Here is a 24,219-nt window from a genome sequence, read left to right as displayed (position 1 = left end):
CTCTTTGGCAACGGCCCCTCGCATTGGTACAATCTTCCGTAACTCTGAGTCAACCGCTTCGTTCACGGCGGTGACGTAAAAACCTTCCGTTAGGCGACCTAGACCTCACATGTCGTCACCGCAATTGACCCACGAAACATACGCTGACTTCGTTGCGTCAAATTCGTTCGCAGTGGTCCACTGCTGGGCGGTATGGAACGGTTACGATCACAAAATGCGCGCGGCGCTAGCCGACCAAATGCCGCACTTCCGCCAGATCGCGTTCGCCGAATTCGACGTTGATCCACCCGATCACCATGACATCTGCCGTGAATTGAACGTGCATGGCCCCCCGTTTCTTGCGCTGTATCGCGACGGCGCTCTCGTCACTTCCCGCGTTGGCCTGATGGATCGTGCGGACTTGCGTGCGTTTCTCCATGGCCTCCTCAACCCCGCTGCATAGGTCGTGCAACATGGTTTTTACGCTGAGGCCTTCGGCACACCTTCCAACTTTGTCAACGCGGACTGGCCTTGGTACAATTTCCCTAGTTCAGACATCGTTCGCTTCGTTCAGGGCGGTGTCGTAAAAACCTTCCGTTGTCGGGTACTAGATGCGAACTCCAGACCAGATCGCCGATGAACTGGCTGACGTAATCCGTCACGTCTACGCTCGCCCTTCGATGTATGCACGTCCCGACACGATCGAGAGCACGCTTTGGAACTTCCACTGGGCTTGGGCGATCGTCCGCGAATCGGAGGTGCGTTTTCGCGAACTGCGTAGCGAAACCCTGTCGCGACACAAGGCACCTTCTGGTCTTTTCTCGCGGTTCAAGCACGACAACCCCGACGCTTCGGACGACGAGGCGCTTGCTTTCACGCTCGATCAATGGCGGGCCGTCTCTACCGAACTTGGAGTTCCGCTCGAAACGTAACGCCCGTGCCCGACAACATGGTTGGGCCGCTAGGCTGCGGCTTCGCAGTTGGAAGATCTTTCGCCAAGGAAACGGCTGGATCCTTCGAGAACGCCAACAGGTACGGAACACCGCAGACACCTGATTTGGTTATTCGCCTCAACTAACGTATCATTAACGGATCCTATTTCACGCCGATCACTTCGCTTACAAACGGTGTCGGCCAAACCTTCCGTTGTCGGTCGCGGTGGCCTTCACCCCCATTTTGGCTATACTATTGGCATGAACACACAACCTCAAGACCTTCTGTCGGCTGCACTGACATTGCCCGAAATCGAGCGTGCGAACATCGCTGGTTCCTTGCTGCGAAGCCTCGACCCCAGTCCAGACCCGACGGCAGATGAGGCATGGGCAGCTGAGATCAAACGGAGGGTGGAGTCCATCGACCGGGGTGAGGTCGAACTAACGCCTTGGAATGATGTGATGTCGGCGATGCGCGATCGACGCAATGGATGAACGTCCATTCTGGTTTCACCCTGATGCGAGCGCCGAGGTGCTGGTAGCACATGACCGCTATGGCGAGGTGACTTTCAAGTTGGCCGAACGGTTTCAAGACGAACTAGAACGTTCTCGACAGACAATCACACGTGGCCCGCAAGTTTGGCCAGAGTACTTATACGGCACTCAGCGTTACCTGCTGAAAGGATTCCCATACTTCATTGTCTATCGCGCCGTACCAGATCGAATTGAGATTATCGCAGTAGCCCACGAAAGACAGCGTCCGGGTTACTGGGCAGATCGCACCGTCTCGTAGCGACCGACAACATGGTTTTTACGCTAGGCCTTCGGCACACCTTGGCTCTTTGGCAACGGGCGTTGGCATTGGCATTGGTAAAATTCCCAATAGTTCAGGCTTCGTTCAGGGCGGTGTCGTAAAAACCTTCCGTTGTCCGCTCCAGAGATATGACAAAACCCACTGGAGAGTATCACCAAGACGCGAGCGATCGGCTCTGCTTCGAGATGTTTGACGTGGACGCCATTGATTATCCCAAATTGGTCGCCCGGATTGTGGCCCAGTTCAATCTCAAATCCACCTCTGAGATGGTGGTCGGCCCCGATCAACTGATCGGCGGTTACTCTGTTGGACAATGGTCGATTGGCATGGACTGGGACAATTGGTCGGGATTCTTCGTCACCGCTCACACTCCGGAGGCTGAACCGCTTGTCAAATCAATCGGGGTCTTCCTCTCCGATGGCTGACCGCATTGGGCGGACAACATGGTTTTTACGCTAGGCCTTCGGCATACCTTGGCTCTTTGGCAACGGGCCTTGGCTTTGGTAGAATCTTTCGTAGTTCAAACATCGTTCGCTTCGTTCAGGGCGGTGTCGTAAAAACCTTCCGTTAGGCGACTCTAGTTTTCCTCCATGGACGAACGCTTTCTAAACTACTGCGACCAGCTTCAACCTCGCCTTGATGCACTTCTTGCGATGCCGGGGATTCACCCTGTCGCACCGCCAACTGGCATGCCGAATCGCGGCGTCTACCTGCTCACCGAGAATGACGTCCATCTCTACACGGGTCGCAGCAACACGATGCCCAAGCGGCTCCGCGATCATTGCACTGGCGGGCACCGAAAGGCTGCCTTGGCCGTCAAACTCACTCGGCTCGCGACTGGCAATCCCGCAACCTACCGGCGAGAGAACTCGATTTCCGTGTTGATGACGCAACCTGACTTTGCAACTGCCTTCACTGATGCCCAGACGCGAATTCGCAACATGACTTTGCGGTACGTCGAGGAAACTGATCCGGTGCGTCAATGCTTACTCGAAATCTACGTTTCGCTTGTACTGCGCACCACTTACAACTCATGGGATACCACTTAGTTGTGCACGTCGCCTGACATGGTTTTTACGCTAGGCCTTCGGCACACCTTCCTTGGTTGGTCACGCGGGCTGGCATTGGTAGAATCTTTCGTAGTTCAAACATCGTTCGCTTCGTTCAGGGCGGTGTCGTAGAAACCTTCCGTTGTGCGACCTACCGAGATGAACTGATGGCAGACCTCGATGGCGATGCGATCATCACGAAGTATTGCGGCTTTCTCGGGGATCGCGTCCGCTACGACGCCGATCTGTCCACGACGGTGCTTGCCGACCTGCGTCGCGCCGTCGTTGTCGTCAACGCCTTCTGGTCTGGCCCATCCATGCAAACCCTGATTCGGGTCGCCAAACTACTCGACGACGTTGACTCTCACGGCTGCGCTCAGCTGATCGTTTGCGACACTGACCACATTCCTGACCTTGCAGCTGAACCGTGGCTTCTCGATACTCACGGCGGCATGGGCGAAATCGCGTGGGTTCTCAACGGTCGTATCGTTGCTCGCCGTGACCCGAGTCGCAATCCCGATTTGCGAGTGACGACTTGGAGCTTTATATCTGAATGCCCTGCCTGAATAGCGATTCACCGGTCGTGCAACATGGTTTTTACGCTAGGCCTTCGGCACACCTTCGCTCTTTGGCAACGGGCGTTGGCCTTGGTACAATTTCTCGCAGTTCAGGCATCGCTCGCTTCGTTCGGGGCGGTGTGGTAAAAACCTTCCGTTGTCGGACAGATGCAAGAAATCCTCGATCGCGTATCAGCACACCTATCCGGCTTGGGCATATCGCTCGACGCGGAATTGAACCCTGCTGCCACGGCTAGCGACATTGAGACCGCTCAGAAACGCGTTGACTTTCCCCTGCCGCCTGACTACATCGACTTTGTGACCCGTTTTGCCAACGGGTTGTCGATCTCTTGGTCCATGGACGACGGACCGTTCGGCTCGTTTGAGCTAGAGCCCATCGAAAACTCAGTTGGCAGCGCACTGGAGATGCGTGATTGGCGATTTTACGACGCTGATGCTGCTCGCGAATATGGCTTCCCGCACACAGATGATCCGGAACTTGCACTCGAAACCAACCGCTTGATGCACAACTGGATTCCACTACACGCAGAGGGTAACGGCGACAATTTCTCGTTGAACCTTAACCCTGACGGATACGGCAACGTAGTATTCGATCATCACAGTTGGCTGGACGGGGGCACTGGTGCAAACGGATTTCTGATGGGCAAAACTTTTACCGCGTTCTTTGAATCGTGGGCAACCGTATGCTTTGCTCAACCGAAGAGCCTGTGGTGGAAATCCGTGCTGGCCGATTCCGGGGTCAACTGGGCGTCTTCTGAATTTGACAATCGCTTCCGATTGACACCGTAATTGTCCGCTAACATGGGTTTTACGCTAGGCCTACGGCACACCTTGGCTCTTTGGCAACGAGCCATGACATTGGTACAATTTCCCCAACTCAAGCACCGTTCGCTTCGTTAACGGCGGTGTCGTAAAAACCTTCCGTTAGGCGACCTCAGCTAAATACACTTCGAGCCGAAATGTGATCTCGTTGGCGCATCGAAGGCCTACTCTGGCGTCTGGTTAGTCCACTACGACGTCACATCCGATGCGCGGCTCTTGATCGACCTGTCGTCTGAATCACATAGCGACTTCTGTGTCTCGTTCGATCGCTGCTCCGCATTGCGAGTCATCGACGAGGGGCAAATCTGCGAATTCTGGAACACGTATTCGCAACCCAATGGCTGGCTATGGGTCGTGCGTTCTGGTGGTTGGTTCGACTTGGAATCTCAACGCGAACAATTTTGGCTGCGCGACGCATCCCACGCCAAATTACGCGAATATCTGATTGTTGGCGATCAATGTGTGTTCGTTCTGTCCTACGGCGAACCACACTTGGGGGAAATCGAAACTGGTGGTACGGTCGCCTAACATGTTTTTTACGCAAAGTCGCGACTGTCGTTGTTGGAGAGTCTTTCTCTGGGCAAAGTTCAACCGCTTCGATCACGTTCCTACCGCTGCCAGCCCGCGATCGCCTTCGCTATTTGGCGACAGACGGCTATCGTAAACTTCGTGAGCAGCTGATCGAAGAACGCAAACTGGCTGAACAGCCGAATGGATGTCTGCTGGAATTCACTGACGATGTTGTGTTCAGTAGTCCCAGTGCGGCCGCTGCAACGGTGAATGCCGGCAATGCGAATGGCCGTACGGCGTGGAAAGTTGGGGGGAACTCGTCAAAGCTACGCAGATTGGCACCACTCACAACTGCCAGTTCAAACCGACTCGGATGACGAATGATCTGCTCGCCTACGCCTCTGCCTGTGACCTTCATAGACACGCATGCGAGCTAATCTATTAGCCTGACAAGCTGAATCTCTAACAAAAAATCTATCCGATCGACGATCAGCCTACGCCTGAGACGTACAAATTGGCGTAAGCCGTCGAATTGCAAATAAAGGACCAGCGTAGATGGCCGAGAGACAAACAGATCATAGCGGGACGATATCAAAGGATGACGCGTATATGAAGTCTTCCTTCTTTGAACAACTTGTCGAACATGTTTTCATCTCAGAACTGCTTCAGGAGGTCTATTATCGTTTCGGTATGGTGGTAGAAGTACTGAGGTCAGAGATCGACGCGTCTGGCTACGACGTCGTGTTCGAATGCAATAATATCGTCAGGCACGTACAGCTGAAGACTTCCCGAGTCGGTGGTAAGACGAGTCGACAAAAAGTCAATATTGCGTTGGCAGACAAGCCGAGTGGATGCGTCGTTTGGATCATCCGAAACGAGGACAGTGCAGATTGCCGAATGAAGCTAACCTATCGTTTTTTTGGGGGCCCCCCAGGAATGCCATTGCCTTCGCTCGATGGTTTCAGCATCGCCAAACATACGAAGGGCAATAAAGATGGGCTCAAAACGGAACGGCCAGCAATTCGCGTTGTCAACAAAGGCCAGTTCACGCCCGTTGAAACAACCACCGAGCTTGTCACCCGCCTGTTCAGCATCGGACCTGTCACGAATGGCGTGCCGATTGTCTGAACTGCACATGCTTGACTAAACTCCCATGGTTAGGGAGTCGTTGGACGATGTTGTGGTGCCCATGCGGTTATACGATCAGCCGGTGCAGCAACAGACTGTCTCAGCAGTTGAAGAATCACAACGTCGCTGGCGGGGCGAAGTCCAACTTCTTCAGCTTTTTCTGCATACTATGCATTTAGTAAATTTCGCGTTCTAACTTTCAACACTGGAAAGACTAGGAACAAAACAGGAGGCAATACGGCTGCAACAAAATGTGCCAGCGCTTCCGTCGCCCCAGTGAGTAAAGTTCGGGAATCCCAGACGAAATATTGAACAGTTACAACAATGAGGTACGCACCGCCTGAAATGCAAGTTAAGACTCCAGCCAGGAGGTACCTCCGTGCCCCACGATGAGACAATTTGTTGGGAAAACCCAAGTACCCAGCAATCCCGAAAACGCCAGCACAAAAAGCACTCGGTCCCAATTGCAGGCATCCATATACGCTGGGGGACCGATGATACGACATCACGTAGCCGAAGACATCAAAAAAATAGTTTGAGACATTCAAGGGATAGCCAAGGCATGATTGAATCAGGAACGGCGCAATGTAACCAAAGGATCCCAAGATCACCGCGCCGAACAGGCTACGTTGGTTGACGACAGTCGTCGACTTACGCGATATAGGCTCACCGGTGAAATTATCCGGGGCACGGTAGGGATTTGTTTCTGTCACTAGCATTCCACCCAATCAGCAAACCTAACAAACGCTACCTGGAACCGCTGGATCGCGACTGACAGCCTCCCAGTCGCATCGTCATGTTTTTTCAGGTCGTTGGCGATGGAATCCATGCCGGCCATTTCCGTGACCTCAACTGCCACGTTGAACATTGGCGAAAACTGACTAGCAGCACGTAGGGATTTAAGTTTCCTGGCTGCTAGCCCGTCACGCTTTTGTCTTTCGTTGGGTGCCATACCTGGGATTGTAGCCGCTATCGTTATTGCTAAAGCAGAAATTCGGAGCGATTTAAAGTTCACTTGTCTCCGTGGAATGCCCCTATTTTCTGTGCCAGGCGTTATGAAAGATTGGGTTAGGAAACAGGGACAGGTGATTTGCAGTGCTGCTGAAGTGAGGCCATAGGCCGAACGAAAGCAGCACTGCAAATCGCGAACTCCGATGGAGTTAGATATCCATGCCGGAAAGTTGGGCGTCGCCTGAGTAGATTGTGGGGCTATCAGCGAGCCGGAAAACGTGTTCAGGACGTTGTGCCTCACGCCATTCGAAATTCGGTGAATGACGGCAATATTCAGTACGGTCCCATTGGAGGGCCTGAATTCGTTGTCAGTTCGATGCTTGTTCAGTGAGAGTCCACTCCCCGGTAAACAGGTTGACCGTCGTATCCGAGTCAATCGGAATGTCGCGGAGCCAGCGAGTGAATTGGTGAAGCATCAATGCGGCAGCGATGCTCGCCGCGTAGATCGTGCTCCGGGAAGTGCAGGTTCCTTGCTGAGCTCCTGAAGCAGCGAACAAGGTTGTTGCGTAGTGCTTTGAAGACGCTGCTTCATCAGCAGCCAGCACGCGAATCACCTCGCCCAGCATTCTGCCATCGGCCCAGAATGCCGCTCGACCGTTGACGGACTTCCAAATCGCGGACCGCGCCGTGATCGAGTCGACACAGCAGAAAACAACGTTTCCAATGGATTGTCGTGGGCGAAAGCGATCTTCGATCCGCGTGACCTCGATAGTCGGGTCGAGTTCACTGATCGCTTCACCACACGCGAACGGTTCGGGCCAGCCAATGTCATGCCTTCGATAACCCTGTGTCGTCGTGTTGGAGAGATCGACTTGATCGAAATCTATCAGCTGAATTCTCGGCGTACCAATTGCAGAGAGTTGCAATGCGACTAGCCTTGATTCCATTGCAACTAGGGCGGCTCACTACAAATCCCTCGCACTGAAACACGTCGAGTGGCTCGAGCAGAACGGCATCGACCCGAACGTCTTGGTTGGTGCGGTGAGCTACCTCGGCATCCACGCAATTCCACCGATGGCGGACGATGACCGCTGGTTCACGGACATGCTAGAGGTGATCGTACAACTGTTCGCCCCCAACGTTCATCTCAGCCCGAACGATGATGTTACATCCTTTCTCCGCACCTTGCGCAACGCAATTGATCGTACAATTGACAACGCTGAATAGCGGTGCAGGCGTCCCCTAACATGCTTTTTACGCTAGGCCTTCGGCACACCTTCCGTTGTGCGGTCGCTAGTTTTCCTCTACTGCGACGCTCATGTCATGCCCACCGCGTAGAACACGAATGACTTCGATTGCGTCCTGACGCTCGACGTAGAACACAACGTGATTTGGGAAATCCTTCACCAGTTTGGTTCGCAAGCCGGCGAACTCTGGGTTGCGACTTGGAAACAGCGAACCGCTGGATGGAAACAATGCCAGCCCTTTAATCGTCTGTTCGGCGCGTTCGAGAAATCGCAAGGCCGTGTCAATGCTTCCATCGGCAATGTACGTCGCGTGGTGTTCGACGTCCTCCGCTGCCTTCAGACGCCGGATGATCGGCCTCAGGTCGCTCACTTACTCGATGCCTTTGAAACAACTCGGCTCTTGATCGCTTGCCATTCGTTCTCTGTCCAAGGCTCTGCAGGACCGCTTGCGATTCCGGCCATCAAGGCCCGCTCAATTTCGCCCTGCTTTTCGCTTGCTGCTGCGACCAGGGCAACAATATATTCGCTTGCACTCGCAAAACCGCCTTGCTCGACATTTTGATCCACATACGACATCAAATGATCTGGTAATTCAACGGGAACGGTTGACATGTCGTCGATTCTCCATGGCGTTTTCCCGATGGACCGCGACCGCCAACATGGTTTTGCCGCTGAGGCCCTTCGGGCACGCCTTCCATTATAGGCGAACCGGGGCCGCAATGGTAGAATCTCCCGGTTTGCCACGTCTTCTCGCACCGGTCAAAAACGGTGTCGGCCAAACCTTCCGCTGGGCGACCCTCGACCAATGAGGCTCATTACCGCAATCTGCTTGCTCACGCTGATTGGCTGCGGTGAATCCTCACCAAATCCAAACGCTCTGATGATAAACACTCCCGAGCCCGAGCCGCCTCGCCTGACCGACCCGGGTGCTCTAAGCGAACTACCTGATGAGCTTGCGTATCTTACGGAGCCGGCGCTCGAATACGGCCGCTTTCAATTCGATGACACCATCTTCGACTTTCTCGAATCGGCAACGCCCCAGCAAATGGAAGAACTGGCTGCCGTTGCAGAACGCGTACGCATCAACGATCACTACCCGGACGTAAATCGTTTTCTTGACAAACATCCTATCACGGACCACGAACAAACTGCCTGCCTCTACTTTCTGTTCTTGGTGCTCGATTACGCTGACCTGTCTTTTGAGCCCCCAATCGAATAGGCGTGGTCCGGGGCGTCTAACATGGTTTTTACGCTAGGCCTTCGACACACCTTCCGCGTTTGGCGACGCGGGCTGGCCTTGTTACAATTTCTCGTAGTTCAGAAATCGTCTGGGGCGGTGCCGTAAAAACCTTCCGTTGTGCGACCTAGACGTTTCGCATGTCACGATTGCCGTGAATGACGCGAGACACTTCTACGCCACCTTCGATCGCGCGGTAGAAGATCACGTAGTTGCCAACGCTGAATGACCGGGCTCCTGGCACACCAAATCTTGGCCGCAGCTCACCCATCTGAGTCTGGGTCGCAATTGCTTCGCAAGCCTCCCGCATCTTGCGCAACCAATTGCGTGCTGCCTCCGGTGCGTAGATGACACTTGCCATTAGTCTTTGCCATTCTCAATTTCCCGGATTCGCTCTTCCGCACGGCGGTAAACATCTTCGGCTGGAATACCTTTACCGGCGTCCAACTGATCGAACCCCTTTCGCACTTCAGCGTGAAGCGTTTCCCTTGCCTGCAACATGCGCAACCCTTCGGCAAGCACATCCGACTCGTTCAGGAACCTCTTTTCGGAGACCATTCGTTGTACGAACGGGACTAAATCGCTTGGGATTTCTGTTGCCACGACATCTCGAATTTAACCGGTTTGCAGTTCTGACGGTCGTAGAACATGGTTTTTACGCAAAGCCCCTTCGGGGACATCTTCGGCGTGGATTGGACCGCGTTTCCATTATACAATCGAATCAGATCCAGAACATCTTCGCTTCGGTTGCGTCGATGCCGGCCAAACCTTCCGTTATGTACCGCAGCCTAATGAAATGGATCGCGATTATCCTGATGTGCGTCGCGACCTGTGTGGCATACGGAATCATCCACGACCAAATCACGGCTCGCATTTGCGTCGAATACTTCACAATCGGACACCCGCCTGCATTCCCAACTGACGACCCGACGTTACTCGGACTCGGCTGGGGCGTCATCGCGACTTGGTGGGTCGGCGTACTGCTGGGTGTTCCACTTGCTGCTGCATGTCGCCTTGGGCGCTGGCCTAAACGCGAACCTCGAACCCTATGGCAGCCCTTGATTCGATTGTCCGCGATCTCTTTCGCAATTGCCACGCTCGCTGGTCTCGTGGGCTGGATCGCCGCATCGAATGGCTGGGTGATTCTCGTTGGGTCTATCGCCGACCGTGTTCCCGCGGATCGTCACGTGCCGTTTTTGATCGACCTCTGGGCGCATAGTGCCAGTTACCTGGTTGGGTTTCTTGGTGGTGTTGTGCTTATCGTGTTCATTTTGCGCGAGAGACAACGCGAACAGCTGCGAAGCGGCACATAACATGGAGTTACCGCTAGGCCTTCGACACACCTTCCGCGTTTGGCGACGCGGGCTGGCCTTGGTACAATTTCTCGTAGTTCAGAAATCGTTTAGGGCGGTGTCATACAAACCTTCGGTTACGCGGGCACTCGTTTGAAGAATCCTTACGAATCGCCACGGGACTCGAATAACGTCAAGCTTACTTCCAGTCGAACACGTTGGAAATCTCTGGCAACGCTAATCGCACTCGTTGCCGTTGGCACAATTGCCGGTTGGTTCCTTGGCCTAACTTTCATTTGGCAGAATCCGATCTTCTCGAGAACGCGACTATTTTCTTTAATCTTATGGGCGGTTGCGATGGTTGCTGGCGGGACTGCTGGGGCAGTGCTTGCGAACCGAATCTCAAGGCCGGCCAGGTAGCAAAAGACATCGACGCAAAACATGGTTTGGCCTCAATGCCGCGGCTTCACTGTTAGAACATTTTTCGCTAGGAAAACGGCATGATCCTTCGAGAACGTCAACCGGTCCGGTACACCGCGGACACCTGGTTTGGCGATTCACCTCAACTAACGTATCGTTAAAGGATCCTAGCTCACGTCAATCGCTTCGTTTACAAACGGTGTCGGCAAAACCTTTCGTTAGGCGTCTCAGACTGTTGTGGTTCGCGGGTGCGCGGACGGACTCTCGGAGGTGGAAAATTCCAGCGAAGCGATGGCCGTGATCGCTTCGATTAGGCAACCAGTCACACCCCGGCGATTCATTCGCGCTTATTGGCGTGATTCGCGGGCAAAAATCTGCCACGCAAAATTTGCCCGCTAATGAGCGCGAATGTCATGCTTGGCGCGCACGACTGGCGTTCGGCTATTCACATCATCCGTGTCTGTCTGTATCTATCGGTGATTCAAACTTCGCATTGGTTGCGCGGTCGGTTTGATGTCTTTCGGGATGGATCGCTTTTTGGGCATTCAGCGACGCCCAACATGGTTTGGCCGGTACGCTGCGGCTTTAATGTTGGAAGGTCGCTGGCTGGGGAGAACAGCTGGAGCCTTCGAGAACGCCAACGGGTGCGGAGCACCGCAGACACCTGATTTGGTTATTTACCGCAACTAACGTATCATTAACCGATCCTATTTAACGCCGATCGCTTCGGTCACTATCGGCGTCGGCCAAACCTTCCGCAGGCCATTCACAATGAGCGACCAAATTTCAAATGAACGCAAGACTGCGTACTACATCGGTATCGCCATTTCAATCGCGGGTGTTTTACTCTTCTTATCGGTCTTCGTTACCGGAGCGATGAACTTTGGAAACTTCGACAATTTTGAGGGACAAACTCGCTCGTTCGTATTTCGTGCAATCGGCGGGATGGTTCTCTTCGTTGCCGGTAAAATAATTGCTCACATTGGGGCGCGTGGACTTGCCGGTTCTGGAGTTGTTCTTGACCCTAAGAAAGCCAGAGAAGACCTGAAGCCGTATAGTAAAATGACCGGCGGGATGGTCGCAGACGCATTGGATGAATCAGGCATTCCCGAAATGCTGGACCGTGGCTCTGAACCCAAAGTGGTGATCAGATGCCGCAGCTGCCAGAAGCTGAACGAAGACGACTCAAAGTTCTGCCAAGAATGCGGGGAACCCATCTGAGCTACGCGGCGGACAACATGTTCTTACGCTAGTCGCTGGGGACGTGAAATGTATTGATGACGTATTATCGGCCAAGCATGCTTCCGCGATGAGGTGATCCCAAACTTAAATTCTTAGCGGAAGAGCGCGATCCTAATGCCAACGACTTTGGCATCTGCGGGCGGATTTCTTGGCGGATCGGTGCAAGCCGACCAGCAAATGCATTGTGCTTTCTGTACGATTGCCGAGCGGCACGGTTCGATTTCCCCATTCCCGGCATCTACGTGACTGACCGCACTCACTAAACCGGCTAATTTTAAAACTAGACTTTGGGCATGACTAGAAAGAGAGAGTCATATCCACGGCGGCCATGAATTGATTCCGTTTGGTCCCATTCGCGAATGGCCCGGGACCAACGCCAGTATCTGAATCGAACCAATCCCAACGGATTTCCGGGCGGACGATGACGCTTTTATTTGGTTTGTAGTTTAGCCCCAGCGTAATGTCATGATAAACGCCTGGACCGGGCGTCGGCGACACCGCCGCACCGTCGATGTCGTCGAACCATTCATACCTCACGCCCATCGCCCAGTGATCGTCGATCTGATACGCCAGCCACTGAACAACGTTGTACCAGTATGCCATTCCTCCATCGGCCGCTGCGTGTTGCTCCGCGCCAAAGTCACTGTGAATGACGTAGCTCCAAGAATTACCAATCTCCTTACTGAAGGTGATGCTATGTAAGTAACGATATGCCGTTCCGGCATCATCTTCCTTGCCAATATCAAAAAGGAACTGGAGCGACTCCTGCTTCCCCGCTGGGATGTATGTGAATCCAGCGAAGGCGTTCAGATCATTATTGTTGTCCTCCCAATTCAACATTCCACGATGAGCCCCTCCCGTGAAAGTCCACTGGTCATTGGCCTGCCAATCCACCATGGCACCCGTGACTTGCGATGTTTCGAAGCCAAAATTGTGGCCGTAAGACGTGGAATAATAGAAGTTTTCAGTCGGCACGGGACGCTCATATCCAAGGGGCTCATAAAAATGCCCAAGAGTGAACGTCAGGTCGTTGTAAGCAACTTCGAGATACAGTTGCGGCAGCGCCAAACCCATCAATCCATTTCCACCGACTCCGCTGCCGTTGCTGCTGTTCCAGCGGTTTAGAAAATCACCGTCCGTCTCCAGTCCTCGCGATTGCAAGAAGATGTAGTCAGTGCCGTACACGAAATCAATCTGACCGCCGACATCCCAACCGGATCCGCCGTTGTCCGCCTTGCGGGCGACTGTCCACGCCATCTGGTTGAGCATGTACTCGTCATTTCGATAGTTGAATAGCGTCGCCGGCATGTTGCCTGAGCCAGATGGCGGATTGATTGGATTCCCCGAGTTCGTCGTGGTGCCTTGCTGAAGATGACCGCTGATGGTCAATCCCCATGCGTCCGCCAACTTAGAAGTGTACATTCGCGGCCAAGAAACATTGGAACCGTCACAGACGCTCGCGTCACATCCGATCTGGCCACCATCGTCCATGCCTGCCGCGTCCACGGCGAAATCCTGCGTGGTAAATACGAGAATCACCAAGCCCGTCAAAAAAACATCCTTGAGCGAATCCATCCGCGCCATCCTCGTGCAAGGCAACCGGTTCCGCATTCCAGCCCCCTTGATTGGGGCGGGGGCCGCCAAGCCGCGCGAAAGCACAATACCGTGTCTGTATCGTCAGAAGAATCAAGCGTGCGAAGGAAAAGGTGGACGTCGGTCGATGACCAGCAAGCCGTGACGCGGACGGTTCCGATCAGGAAAACAATACCGACAATCCGGATTCCTTATGGCTCCGCCGAAGCCACTTCGCACAGCAGCAGCTACCCGCCGGCGAGAAAACAGATAACACCTTGAATGGTGAGGGCGGCTGCGACTGACAATCGCCGCGTTCATCCACAGCTTCGAGAAGATTTCTTGATCGTTGCTGTTGGCTTGGAACCTGGAACAATTGAATCGAAAAGATCCAGAATGTTAGAAGTCCATCGGGTAGAGCCAGTTAGACCAACTGTAGCCGCGGATCCCAATTTTCCGCAGCGCCCCAAAACCTTCGTTGCCGGTATAGATCGCGGCCGCGCCCTGAGCGCCGATGGGAAACTGTGATTCGTTCTCGTCGTCCATGACAATCTGGACGGCAAACAAGCCCTGGGGCTGGTCGGGATCCTGGGGGACGAACGTCGGCAATTGACCACTGGGCGTCATTTGACCACCGCCACTTCCTTGCCAGATGTTCTCGACTTTTCCCTTAAAAATTTCTCCCGGGTACAGATCGAACGCAACCTCCACGGACTGCGACTCTTTGACATACTTAAGTTGTTCCTGGGTGTAGGTCGCTAACACATACCTTTCGGCATCAACGATGAAGGTAGCGATTGCCCCGAATCGCACGATCCCTGCCACCATCCCAGGCTGGACTTGCAGGTTGATAATGTACCCATCTGCAGGGGCGACCATCGTAGTATTGTCCAAGTAGTACGTCGCCTCCGCCAACTCTGCCTTGCATTGCGCTACCAAAGTATTCTCGCCGTCGATCTGTGATTCGAAGGCCAAGCGAGCGGCGTTCTGGTTGGCGATGGTGACAGCGATCGCTGCATCGGCTTCAGCGCCAGCTTCGGACCGCAGTCGCGCCTCGTTCGCGACCGCCACATCGATCGCTGCCAGAGCTTCCTGTTCATAGGCCGACCGGGCCCGTTCGACATTCGCTTGGGCGGCGTCAACCTTGGCGTCGTACCTTTTAAGTTCTGTCGCCGCCTGGTCATATTTCATCTGACTAATGGCGTTGCTGTTACTTACCTTGATCGACTCCGCAATCTGGAGGGTTTCCTGGGAGTACAGTCGTTCCGCTTTGGCTTCTGCCAAGGTCGCGATAACCGAATCCAACGCGGACTTGAGTGTAACCTGTTTTGCCTTGGCCTCCGCAACCGCTTTCGTCGAGGCCACGAGTGCGGCTTGCAGCGTTACCTTCTTTGCCCGAGATTCGTCCACCGTCGCAGTGGCAGCGTCCAACGAGGCTTTCAACTGCAGGACAGATTGCTCAGCTGCGGCGAGCTTCGCTTTGGCTGCGTTGACCTTACTTTCGTAAAGCTGACGATCAAACTGAAAAAGCGGTTGCCCCTTCTTGACCGGAACATTGGGCTCCACCAAGACGGCTGTCACGAGAGTCGGTTCGGACAAACGAGGCGTGAGCTGAACCGTATGCTGAACGACTTTCGCATCCTTTGAGTAGGGCGCCGTAAACCGAATTCCGATCAGGAAGATCAATAGCAGGTGCAGCCCGAAGAGCACCGACACGACGCCCCAACCCATCGTGAATTTCAGCAGTTTGAACTTAAAAAAGACAAGCCACACAACCGCGATGTAGACAAAAGAAATGAGTAGTCCAAGCAGCATTCTATGAATTCCTATTAATTCTCATCTTGGTCTGGCACTGGGGCTGCCGGTTTATCTGTCGACGACACTGAAGCGGTTGGTGCCGACGGGTCTTGTGATGGTGCTGATGCAGCTGTTGCCAGCTTCTTTTTTGATCGCCTTGGTGCGTTGGCTTCCGCGTATTCGCGGGCCTCCTGTTCAAGCGCCGCTTGTTCCTCTTTCGGGAACCGGCGTATATCGATCACATCGGTCGGCTTGAACGCCCACACGAACGCCTGAATCCATGGCACGACGGCAAGGAATCCCACCCAACCCATCATGTCGATCGCCTCGGCTTCTGGATGCTTGCGGGCGCGGGCGATCCGTCCAGGCAAGCCCAGGACGAAGACCAGCGTAACAAGGAAGCCAGTCCCAATCACAAAAAAGCAAAGGAATGTCAGGTAGTCCCACATGTCGAGTTTCATAGGGCGACCCCTGTTTGCCACGGTAACGATGAAAACCGCCTTAGTGTAATTACCGACCAGTAAAGTGTCCAGTTTAGGCCGTCGGGCTAGATGGCGCTTCCATATCACTTCATTGGCCTGAGGAGGTTGTGGGGATGCCGACCAATGACGCATCCTCATCCGAGATCATCAGTACCCCGTCGACCAGCATGTCGATCGGTTCTATCTGCGTCACAGGAACGATGTCCCCTTCTAAGAAGAGGGGGGACGTAAAGTTTATTCGTGACGTATTCCCCGCCTGTCCACGCTCTCGCGAGCGTCGCTAGGGACGTGCGGTAAATAAGTTGCGAGTGTGGCAGGGAGAAAAGGCCCCATGCCAGCTTGCCTGGCAGGAAGCCAAGATTTGAAATATTGATTAACAGAGTTCCGATTCCGGGCTTGCCCCGGCGGGCTCACAACTGGCAGCTACTCTCTTGTTCGATCGAAATGCGGTTCTCCGCCAGGCCCGAATCGCCTAGACGATTCGGGCCTGGCGGAGAAGGATCGAGTGGGGGAGGCATTCAGGTAGCTGCCAGTTGTTGTACCGACCGGGACGAGCCCGGCGGAAACAAACGAGAGCAGCCTGAGCGGAAATCATCAACTTATTTATTGCACGTCCCACGTCACTACCGTCGCCAGACGGTGGTTCCTGTGCAGTGTCACGACAACGTAACTCGTCGATCGCGGGCCGGACGGTGTCCGTTAAACGGGCGTTGTTTTTGCGGTTAGACCAATAGCGTTACGCACCGACTCCTGCAACTTCAGCCCATATATGACACACAAAGAATTACTGAACCACATCGTGATTGCGGGCGGCAGCGGTTTCTTGGGCGTGTCGCTCGCACACCACATGGTGAGCCTGGGTGCGAAGGTGACGATTTTGTCACGGAACCCTCCCAAGCCAGACGGCCCTTGGGACTTCGTCGCTTGGGACGCACGAACCCTAAACGGTTGGTCGTCTGTCTTGAATGGTTCCGACGCCATCATCAACCTGGTGGGACGCACTGTCGACTGTATTAAAACGCCGGACCATCGCGATGAGATTCTGCGATCACGCGTAGAGGCAACACGAGTTCTCGGCAGGGCAATGCGAGCGATTGCGTCGCCGCCACCGGTTTGGGTGCAAATGAGCACGGCGCATATTTATGGCGATCCTCCTACGGTGATCTGCTCGGAAGAATCGCCACTGGGACATGGCTTGGCACCGGATATTGGCAGGGCCTGGGAAAAACAGTTCGCGGCCTCAATCTTGCCCCGTCAACGTGGCACTGTGTTGCGAACAAGCTTCGTTGTTGGCCGTGATCGCGGTGCAGGTGGCGGCGCATTGTCGCGTTTACGTTTTCTCACAAGATTCGGTTTGGGCGGTAAGGTTGGCACCGGCAAACAAGGCATGAGTTGGATTCACGAAAGAGATATGAACCGCATTTTTGAACGTGCAGTCCTGGATTCGTCGATGCAGGGCACATACGTCGCTAGTTCGCCGAATCCGGTGTCACAAATTGATTTCATGCGTCAGCTTCGGAAAACGTTGCGAATGCCATTTGGGTTGCCGGCACCGGAGTCGATCGTCCGCTTTGGAGCACACTGGTTCCTACGTACCGATCCCGAACTGGCGTTATACGGTCGATATGTAATGCCACAGCGTTTGACCGAAGCAGGATTCGAATTCGAGTATCCGCACCTGAGCGATGCACTGTCCGAGCTATTACATTCGCGTCTCATCGCCGACGAAAGGCAGTCGAGTTCGGTTTCTTAATGCAGCGAATGCTGAATAAAAGCGAGACGGCCACACCAAATGTTTTTTACGTATAGTCGCTTCACGACCGGCTTTACTGTTTCGCAACGCATGGCCCTGCTGGTACAATCTCCCTTCACTCAGAGTCGCTCGCTTCTTTCACAGCGGTGACGCTAAAACCTTCCGTTATGTCTACGCGGGGTGAAGATAACATCCACCAATCGTGAAACCTTCACGCGAAATATTCGCACATTGCAACGCGGCGCAGTACTAGGCGGTGTAGTCGCCATGGTTGCATTAGTTGGTTTGATGTGGGCACAACTGCTCGACCTGGGACGATTCCGCTGACTGGGCGTAGACACAGTTGAATACCACTGGACGTGGCCAACAAAAGACGTCCGCGCACCACGATCATGGCATTCGCGGAAATTCGTGTGATTTGCAGGCAGATCATATTCCGCCGTCAGTTTGCCCGCGAATGACACCAATGAACGCGAATCGAACAGCCATACCGAGCCCCCAGTACTACCGCGACGCAGGCTAGTTACCACACGTCCACCGCGCATCGGTCGATGCACGAAAGTCGCCAACGAGCTCGCGTTCAACCGAGATTTCGATGTGGTCAAATCACCTCGCGAGTTGAACCGAAGCAACGCGAAGTTTCATGGGTAAGTTGCTCACGATCGTAAACTTGCGTTGACCGCCTCGCGTCGTGGCTATTTACTCAATTTCAAAAAATATCATTGTTGCTACTGACATTAGGGGGTACAGTTTCCACTAAGTACGTCTGTATTCTCATACGACTCACGTGCATCCACCAAAAAAGAATTCCAATGAAGCAACGAACCGCAAGTCGTTTCGCAATCTTATTTGCGATTGGAGCGCTATTGAGCGTCTCTACGACAGCCTTGGCGCAGACCAAAAAGCCGAACATCCTGTTCATCATGGGTGACGACATCGGCATCATGAACGTCGGCGCGTATCACCAGGGCTTGATGGTCGGCGAAACGCCGAACATCGACCGCCTTGCCGCTGAAGGTGGCCGCTTCATGGATTATTACGCGATGCAGAGCTGCACGTCTGGACGCTGTGCATTTTTTACCGGAATGGAGCCGGTTCGCGTGGGTTTGACCGTTCCGCAGCTTCCTGGCAGCCCTGCTTGGCTGCGTCCTGGCACACCAACCATTGCCAAGATCCTATACAACCAGGGCTATACAACCGGCCAGTTCGGCAAGAATCACCTGGGCGACCACGCCGAATCGTTGCCGACGGCACAAGGTTTCCAGGAATACTGGGGATACCTGTATCACCTCGACGCCATGCAGCAGGTCAGCTTCCCTGACATCAACAAGTCACCGACGGAGCAGGCCGTAGCGCCTCCGGGACTGAACACACCGATCGAAGGGCTGACACCGCCTCCCGGATCCGTGGATCCAAAAACCAACATTTCGTTGATCCCACCGCGGCCTATGATCTCCAGCACCTCCGTAGACGGGACGCTGAAGAACCAAAAGGTCAAAGGCGATGGCCCGCTCACACTAGAGCGCTCAAAGACAATTGACGAGGAAATCTCCGCGAAGGTCATCGACTGGCTTGACCGCAACGATCCCGAAAAAACCGACAAGCCATTCTTCTGCTGGTACAACCCGGCTCGCATGCACGTCACCACCGTGCTTTCACCGAAATATGAAAACATGATCGGCGTGAAAGGCGGCAAAGACTGGGGAGCCAATGAAGCTGGCATGAAGCAGATGGACGACAACATCGGGTATGTCCTTGAGAAACTTGAAGCAATGGGTGAGCTGGACAACACCATCGTCGTCTTTACGACGGACAATGGTGCCGAAGCGATCAGCTATCCCGACGGCGGCGTCACTCCGTTTAAAGGCCAGAAAGGCCAAGCATGGGAGGGCGGTTACCGCGTCCCTTGTATCATTCGCTGGCCTGGTCACGTCAAGCCCGGTACGCTTTACAAGGAAATGTTTGCATCCTACGACTGGATGCCTACATTGACCGAAATCGCTGGTGGCCCCAAGGGCGACAAGCTGGATAAACAGATCCAGGCTGGGAAGTATCCGAACTTCGTCAAAACGAAGCTCGCCGGAATCAACCAGATCGATTACCTGACCAATAAGACCGACAAATCGGCTCGCCAAACGTTCATCTACTACTCGGGCGCGACCCTATCTGCCGTGCGTTACAAGAACTGGAAGTTCTACTACTCGATGTCAGGTCCCGGCCCAGACGGCTGGCTCAATCCGTTAATCAACTACAACTTCACGTTGGTCAACAACATCAAGCGCGATCCGTTCGAACAAGCGGTCGGATCCACGCAAAAGACTGCCGCATCCATCCAGGGCTCGTTGGCGTCGCCAAGCACGGCCTACATTTACGATTGGAATCTGCTACCGATTAGTCAGGGAATCGCACTTCGACATCTGGAGTCGTTCATCGAATTCCCGCCAATGCAGGCGCCACCTTCGTACAACCTGGGCCAGGTCATGGAACAGATTGAGGCACAGAAGCGTGCGATCTCTAATTCTGGACATCCCAGCGACTGAGTGAGAACTGCTGAATTTTGAACATGCTTGCGGGTGTCCAATTTTGGGCATCCGCAAGCTGAGCTATCGGAGAAAGTGGCATAGCGTAACGGGGCAATAGCAAGTTCTTCGAACGGTTCATTGGTTACTGCTTCCAACATGAGTACGCCCCGTTTTTCTTTCCATTTTGCATCCTGCCAATTTTGGCGCAAGTAGAACTTACCCCATGAACACACTGCCCAAATCTTGGATTTTGTTAGCAATCTTTTTTGCCGCTATCTCGAAATCCTACGGTCAAGACGCTTTGCCTTCCTGGAACGATGGGCCGGCGAAACAAGCCATCGTTGAATTTGTGAAAGCTACAACGACTGTGGGCAGCCCACAGTTCGTGGCGCCCGAGGAACGGATCGCGACGTTCGACCAAGACGGCACGCTGTGGGTCGAACATCCGATGTATTCGCAAGTAATGTTTTGCCTAGAACGAGTGCCGGCTGTCGTTGCCGAAAAGCCGGAACTAAAGAACATCGAACCGTTCAAAACCGTGCTTTCAGGAGACCGTGAAGCGATCGCGAAGCTCCCGAAAGACGAACTGATGAAGATTCTCGCTGCAACTCTAACGGGGATGTCGACCGAGCAGTTTCAAGCGGAAGTAAATGCCTGGATCGACACCGCCGAACACCCTCGCTGGAAAAAGCCATACACCGCGTTGACTTACCTGCCAATGCAGGAGGTTCTTGAGTACCTGCGTGCCAATGGATTCAAAACCTACATTGTCACTGGTGGTGGCCAAGATTTTGTCCGCGTCTATTCAGAGAAAGTCTATGGAATCCCGCCTGAGCAGGTGGTAGGGACCGCAGGCGGAACAAAATATCAATACGACAAGAACGGCAACCCGATTCTCATCAAGGAACCGAAATTGCTGCTCAACGACAATAATGCCGGCAAACCCGAGGGCATTCACTTGATGATCGGGCGTCGCCCCGTCGCAGCATTCGGCAATTCCACGGGCGATCAGCAGATGCTTGAATACACGAACGCTGGCGATGGAGCGAGACTTTCCATGATCCTGCTTCACGATGATCCTGTACGTGAATATGCGTACGGCCCAGCGGAAGGGCTGCCTAAAACACGAGTAGGCACATTCACCCAGCCGCTGTTCGATAAAGCAAACAAGGATGGCTGGACCGTTATCAGTATCAAGAACGACTGGAAACGAATCTTCGCGTTCGAAGAATAGAGGATCTATCCCTGCTCGCACTTACGCTTTCTCACAAGACTCGGCTTAGGCGGCAAGGTTGGCAGCGGCAGTCAAGGCATGAGTTGGATTCACGAAAGAGACATGAACCGTATCTTCGAACGTGCAGTCCTTGATTCGTCGATACAGGGAGCATACGTTGCAAGTTCGCCGAACCCGGTGTCACAAATTGATTTCATGCGACAGCTCCGCAAAACGATGCGAATGCCAGTCGGATTGCCAGCAACAGAGTCGATGGTCCGCTTTGGAGCGTACTGGTTCCTACGTACCGATCCCGAACTGGCGCTATACGGTCGATATGTAATGCCACAACGATTGACCGAAGCAGGATTCGAATTCGAGTATCCGCAACTGAGCGATGCACTGCGGGAGCTTTTTCATTTGCGTCTGATCGCCGACAAAAGGCACTCGAGTTCAGTTTCCTAATGCGGCGAATGCTGAATAAAAACGAGACGGCCACACAACATGTTTTTGACACATGGTCGCTTCGCAATCAGCTTCATTGTTTCGCAATGTACGCTCCTGCTGTTAGAATCTCTCTTCGCTCAGAGTCGCTTGCTTCGTTCACGGCAGTGACATAAAAACGTTCCGTTAAGCGACTTCAGTGACCGAACAGCCAAATCCTTACGAACCGGCTTCGGCTAAGCGAGGTTCCGGCGACCAGACAACTCTGAACCGGTCTATATTTTGGCCCCGCACGTCAGGTCGATGCATCTTGCTTGCCCTATTCGCCTGGCCGCTGACGATGTTCGCAACGGACATCGTTGGCATCTACGCTGAACGTGCAACCGAGGTCGAAGATTTCGGAATGGCGGCGTCAAACTTCACCATGCCACTGGTTTGTCTCTACGCTGCCGTACTTTGGTTTCGTGCGTTCATGTTGCATGAACGATTGGTGAGCGGATTCTTTTTTGCACTGGTCACTCTTCCCGGGTGGTTACTCTTTACAGCGATTGTCACGCTCATGAACTTCCCGCTAGGTCGAATCAGTCCTAACTTCTAGTCGCTCGACAGTCGGCAATATATTTTTTTACGCGAGTCCCTTTGATTTGCCAGCGGGTACCAGCACTGTCAATCACACCAAAAGATGCTTTTGAACTGCTCTGCCATTTCTATGTCAAAGCAAATGCTAACGGGCGATATGAGGAGACCCCCAACCGGGCTAGTACAACAGTAATCAGCCTGCGACAAATCAACTTCTTCGCGTTCTTTCTCATACAACGCGCGCTCTGAATTTGGGCCGGCACGTTCAATTTGGCTGAGCGATGGGGCGCGCATGAGACCGCACAACTCGGCTACCTCCACGGCCAAGACTGCACAGAACCTTTTTCACGCGTGACCTCGCAGAAAGTTGCGAAAGATCCTTCATCTCTCCGAAACATAAACTTACCCCAGAAATTCTAAAAGACTAACTTCATTTGCGATGGTCTCTCCACCGTTTGCAGCCGAAAAAACTAGTAAGGTTCGGAGTACAGAGCCCGCTCGTTGAGAGACCATCTTTCAACAATGATTGAGACGCGTCCTGTTCCAGCGATATCAGCGTTCTCTCGTTTGCTGAACCGGCCGAACGACTGAGTGGCACATCATTTGCGGCATCCTTTGCGCATTGAATCGAGCTCAGCTGCGAGCGTCTTGCTGGCAGGAATTTGGCCGGTGGTATCGGCTTGCATGACTTTGGAGGGGTAAAACATGTCCACATCGAACCTGATCGCAACGCTCGCAACAGAGTTCGCCGCGATCTTTCTATTCATTTTGGTGTTTGGATACCTGCTGCCCTGCGGACAATCGTACTACGCTTACTTCGTTCGCACGGATCCTGAAAAGGAGCGACGCCGCATCCAAGAGCGGCGACCCACAAAACGTGGCATTCGTCGAGAAGTTAAGCTCTCGCTGCAGACAATTGCTATTTTTTCGATCCTGGGAACTGGATTGTTTGAAATGTACAAAGCTGGCATGACCAGCATCTATCGTGATATCACCCTGTATGGGCTTTGGTATTTACCGCTTAGCTTTTTCTTATGCTTAGTGATTCACGACACCTTTTTCTATTGGACCCATCGCTTCATGCATTGGCGTCCGGTGTTTAAGTACTTCCACGCAGGCCACCACAAATCTGTCAGCCCCAGCCCGTGGGCAATCTACGCTTTCCAGCCAGCAGAAGCGATCACTCAATTCTTGGGCATTATCATGATTGTCGTGTTTTTGCCTTTACATCCGCTCGTTCTACTAGCATTCCTCAGCTACGACACAGTCGTTAACGTCGCAGGCCATACTGGGTTTGAGATGGTACCCAAGTGGATCTCACAACGGCGGTTTTTCAAAGGCTTCAATACCGTCACTCATCATGACAACCATCACACCAACATGCGAGTTAACTTCGGAGCGTTCTTCAACGTCTGGGATCGCTGGATGGGAACTTTTCTGGACGATCAAGCGACCACCGTCTCTGAAGACAGCGTTCGCCAAACGCTGGCGGCCGAATCCGAAGCTACGGAACGCAAGACGATACGAATAGACCGAGCACCTGGCTATCGAACCCCAGCTCCGCGGCCGAGACGGGGTGTGTCTCCCGAAAGATCTTTGGGCGATCACTGACCATTCGCTCTGAGTTTGATTGCCAGCTGCTTGTTTTTCGTCCAA

Annotated in this window: 29 protein-coding genes; 21 read left to right on the top strand and 8 right to left on the bottom strand. The window is 53.6% G+C overall.

Annotated elements, in window-relative coordinates; all coding sequences use genetic code 11:
- Positions 1 to 109: 109 nt before the first annotated feature.
- The 11 genes from FF011L_RS01595 to FF011L_RS01550 all read left to right on the top strand — a co-directional run bounded on the left by FF011L_RS01595 (position 110) and on the right by FF011L_RS01550 (position 5,812).
- Positions 110 to 442 (top strand): thioredoxin family protein, encoded by a 333-nt coding sequence (locus FF011L_RS01595; RefSeq protein WP_145349657.1) that lies wholly within the window; start codon positions 110 to 112, stop codon positions 440 to 442.
- A gap of 148 nt (positions 443 to 590) precedes the next feature.
- A complete protein-coding gene (locus tag FF011L_RS01590; RefSeq protein ID WP_218932944.1) occupies positions 591 to 911 on the top strand; it encodes a hypothetical protein in 321 nt (106 codons plus the stop codon).
- A gap of 261 nt (positions 912 to 1,172) precedes the next feature.
- Complete coding sequence (locus FF011L_RS01585) at positions 1,173 to 1,406, top strand: addiction module protein (protein WP_145349653.1); 234 nt, start codon at positions 1,173 to 1,175, stop codon at positions 1,404 to 1,406.
- A complete protein-coding gene (locus tag FF011L_RS01580) occupies positions 1,399 to 1,704 on the top strand; it encodes a type II toxin-antitoxin system RelE/ParE family toxin (protein WP_145349651.1) in 306 nt (101 codons plus the stop codon). The genes FF011L_RS01585 and FF011L_RS01580 overlap by 8 nt, the downstream gene beginning before the upstream one ends.
- 149 nt (positions 1,705 to 1,853) lie before the next feature.
- Entirely contained in the window at positions 1,854 to 2,150 is a 297-nt protein-coding gene (locus tag FF011L_RS26080; RefSeq protein WP_218932943.1) for a hypothetical protein, read from the top strand.
- A gap of 165 nt (positions 2,151 to 2,315) precedes the next feature.
- Positions 2,316 to 2,774: a GIY-YIG nuclease family protein gene (locus tag FF011L_RS01570; protein ID WP_145349647.1), complete on the top strand. Its 459-nt coding sequence runs from the start codon at positions 2,316 to 2,318 to the stop codon at positions 2,772 to 2,774.
- 167 nt (positions 2,775 to 2,941) lie between these two features.
- Positions 2,942 to 3,340, top strand: coding sequence for a hypothetical protein (locus FF011L_RS01565; RefSeq protein ID WP_145349645.1), 399 nt, complete (start codon positions 2,942 to 2,944; stop codon positions 3,338 to 3,340).
- Positions 3,341 to 3,499: 159 nt separating this feature from the next.
- Entirely contained in the window at positions 3,500 to 4,141 is a 642-nt protein-coding gene (locus tag FF011L_RS01560) for an SMI1/KNR4 family protein (RefSeq protein WP_145349643.1), read from the top strand.
- Positions 4,142 to 4,390: 249 nt separating this feature from the next.
- Positions 4,391 to 4,702 carry a hypothetical protein gene (locus tag FF011L_RS26665; RefSeq protein WP_246109967.1) on the top strand — a complete coding sequence of 104 codons (312 nt, stop codon included), beginning with the start codon at positions 4,391 to 4,393 and terminating at the stop codon, positions 4,700 to 4,702.
- A complete protein-coding gene (locus FF011L_RS01555) occupies positions 4,633 to 5,061 on the top strand; it encodes a DUF4357 domain-containing protein (protein ID WP_246109659.1) in 429 nt (142 codons plus the stop codon). Before FF011L_RS26665 ends, FF011L_RS01555 begins: the two co-directional genes overlap by 70 nt.
- Positions 5,062 to 5,293: 232 nt before the next feature.
- A complete protein-coding gene (locus FF011L_RS01550) occupies positions 5,294 to 5,812 on the top strand; it encodes a hypothetical protein (RefSeq protein WP_145349641.1) in 519 nt (172 codons plus the stop codon).
- A 1,319-nt stretch (positions 5,813 to 7,131) separates the two neighbouring features.
- On the opposite strand, the gene FF011L_RS01545 is transcribed toward FF011L_RS01550, so the two are convergent.
- The 3 genes from FF011L_RS01545 to FF011L_RS01535 form a co-directional block, all read right to left on the bottom strand.
- The gene (locus FF011L_RS01545) at positions 7,132 to 7,689 is read right to left on the bottom strand and encodes a ThiF family adenylyltransferase (RefSeq protein ID WP_246109658.1); all 558 of its coding nucleotides are present in this window, start codon (positions 7,687 to 7,689) and stop codon (positions 7,132 to 7,134) included.
- Positions 7,690 to 8,056: 367 nt separating this feature from the next.
- Positions 8,057 to 8,380, bottom strand: coding sequence for a type II toxin-antitoxin system RelE/ParE family toxin (locus FF011L_RS01540; protein WP_145349638.1), 324 nt, complete (start codon positions 8,378 to 8,380; stop codon positions 8,057 to 8,059).
- The gene (locus FF011L_RS01535) at positions 8,377 to 8,622 is read right to left on the bottom strand and encodes a ribbon-helix-helix domain-containing protein (protein WP_145349637.1); all 246 of its coding nucleotides are present in this window, start codon (positions 8,620 to 8,622) and stop codon (positions 8,377 to 8,379) included. Before FF011L_RS01535 ends, FF011L_RS01540 begins: the two co-directional genes overlap by 4 nt.
- Before the next feature lie 268 nt (positions 8,623 to 8,890).
- Here FF011L_RS01535 and FF011L_RS01530 point away from each other — a divergent pair, with 268 nt between their 5' ends.
- Entirely contained in the window at positions 8,891 to 9,229 is a 339-nt protein-coding gene (locus FF011L_RS01530) for a hypothetical protein (RefSeq protein ID WP_145349636.1), read from the top strand.
- Positions 9,230 to 9,374: 145 nt separating this feature from the next.
- On the opposite strand, the gene FF011L_RS01525 is transcribed toward FF011L_RS01530, so the two are convergent.
- Together FF011L_RS01525 and FF011L_RS01520 are read right to left on the bottom strand one after the other, a co-directional pair.
- Positions 9,375 to 9,608 (bottom strand): type II toxin-antitoxin system RelE/ParE family toxin, encoded by a 234-nt coding sequence (locus FF011L_RS01525; protein WP_145349635.1) that lies wholly within the window; start codon positions 9,606 to 9,608, stop codon positions 9,375 to 9,377.
- A complete protein-coding gene (locus FF011L_RS01520) occupies positions 9,608 to 9,850 on the bottom strand; it encodes a ribbon-helix-helix domain-containing protein (RefSeq protein ID WP_145349634.1) in 243 nt (80 codons plus the stop codon). Before FF011L_RS01520 ends, FF011L_RS01525 begins: the two co-directional genes overlap by 1 nt.
- A gap of 152 nt (positions 9,851 to 10,002) precedes the next feature.
- Between FF011L_RS01520 and FF011L_RS01515 the strand changes: the two genes are divergently transcribed.
- The 3 genes from FF011L_RS01515 (at position 10,003) to FF011L_RS01505 (ending at position 12,180) form a co-directional block, all read left to right on the top strand.
- Positions 10,003 to 10,560: a hypothetical protein gene (locus FF011L_RS01515; RefSeq protein WP_218932942.1), complete on the top strand. Its 558-nt coding sequence runs from the start codon at positions 10,003 to 10,005 to the stop codon at positions 10,558 to 10,560.
- 797 nt (positions 10,561 to 11,357) lie between these two features.
- On the top strand, positions 11,358 to 11,627 hold the full coding sequence (locus FF011L_RS01510) for a hypothetical protein (protein WP_145349633.1): 270 nt from the start codon (positions 11,358 to 11,360) through the stop codon (positions 11,625 to 11,627).
- Positions 11,628 to 11,730: 103 nt separating this feature from the next.
- Positions 11,731 to 12,180: a zinc ribbon domain-containing protein gene (locus FF011L_RS01505; RefSeq protein WP_145349632.1), complete on the top strand. Its 450-nt coding sequence runs from the start codon at positions 11,731 to 11,733 to the stop codon at positions 12,178 to 12,180.
- Positions 12,181 to 12,498: 318 nt separating this feature from the next.
- Here the strand turns inward: FF011L_RS01505 and FF011L_RS01500 are convergent, their stop codons facing one another.
- From FF011L_RS01500 to FF011L_RS01490, 3 genes are all read right to left on the bottom strand, one after another.
- Positions 12,499 to 13,776, bottom strand: coding sequence for an outer membrane beta-barrel protein (locus tag FF011L_RS01500; RefSeq protein ID WP_218932941.1), 1,278 nt, complete (start codon positions 13,774 to 13,776; stop codon positions 12,499 to 12,501).
- Positions 13,777 to 14,172: 396 nt separating this feature from the next.
- Positions 14,173 to 15,588, bottom strand: a complete 1,416-nt coding sequence (locus tag FF011L_RS26075; protein ID WP_218932940.1) for an HlyD family secretion protein — start codon at positions 15,586 to 15,588, stop codon at positions 14,173 to 14,175.
- Between the two features lie 14 nt (positions 15,589 to 15,602).
- The gene (locus FF011L_RS01490; protein ID WP_145349630.1) at positions 15,603 to 16,031 is read right to left on the bottom strand and encodes a DUF3302 domain-containing protein; all 429 of its coding nucleotides are present in this window, start codon (positions 16,029 to 16,031) and stop codon (positions 15,603 to 15,605) included.
- A 790-nt stretch (positions 16,032 to 16,821) separates the two neighbouring features.
- Between FF011L_RS01490 and FF011L_RS01485 the strand changes: the two genes are divergently transcribed.
- The 6 genes from FF011L_RS01485 to FF011L_RS01460 all read left to right on the top strand — a co-directional run bounded on the left by FF011L_RS01485 (position 16,822) and on the right by FF011L_RS01460 (position 24,174).
- Positions 16,822 to 17,805 (top strand): epimerase, encoded by a 984-nt coding sequence (locus tag FF011L_RS01485; protein ID WP_145349629.1) that lies wholly within the window; start codon positions 16,822 to 16,824, stop codon positions 17,803 to 17,805.
- Positions 17,806 to 18,617: 812 nt separating this feature from the next.
- On the top strand, positions 18,618 to 20,345 hold the full coding sequence (locus FF011L_RS01480; RefSeq protein WP_145349628.1) for an arylsulfatase: 1,728 nt from the start codon (positions 18,618 to 18,620) through the stop codon (positions 20,343 to 20,345).
- A gap of 205 nt (positions 20,346 to 20,550) precedes the next feature.
- Entirely contained in the window at positions 20,551 to 21,561 is a 1,011-nt protein-coding gene (locus FF011L_RS01475) for an HAD family hydrolase (protein ID WP_145349627.1), read from the top strand.
- A 102-nt stretch (positions 21,562 to 21,663) separates the two neighbouring features.
- Positions 21,664 to 22,005, top strand: a complete 342-nt coding sequence (locus FF011L_RS01470; RefSeq protein WP_218932939.1) for a DUF1731 domain-containing protein — start codon at positions 21,664 to 21,666, stop codon at positions 22,003 to 22,005.
- A 289-nt stretch (positions 22,006 to 22,294) separates the two neighbouring features.
- Positions 22,295 to 22,582 carry a hypothetical protein gene (locus tag FF011L_RS01465; RefSeq protein WP_145349625.1) on the top strand — a complete coding sequence of 96 codons (288 nt, stop codon included), beginning with the start codon at positions 22,295 to 22,297 and terminating at the stop codon, positions 22,580 to 22,582.
- 686 nt (positions 22,583 to 23,268) lie between these two features.
- Positions 23,269 to 24,174: a sterol desaturase family protein gene (locus tag FF011L_RS01460; protein WP_145349624.1), complete on the top strand. Its 906-nt coding sequence runs from the start codon at positions 23,269 to 23,271 to the stop codon at positions 24,172 to 24,174.
- The last annotated feature ends 45 nt before the right edge of the window (positions 24,175 to 24,219 follow it).

The organism is Roseimaritima multifibrata (assembly GCF_007741495.1).
In the GTDB taxonomy this organism is placed as follows: domain Bacteria; phylum Planctomycetota; class Planctomycetia; order Pirellulales; family Pirellulaceae; genus Roseimaritima; species Roseimaritima multifibrata.
Note: the sequence above shows the minus strand (reverse complement) of the source record. Positions and strands in the feature narration are given on the sequence as shown.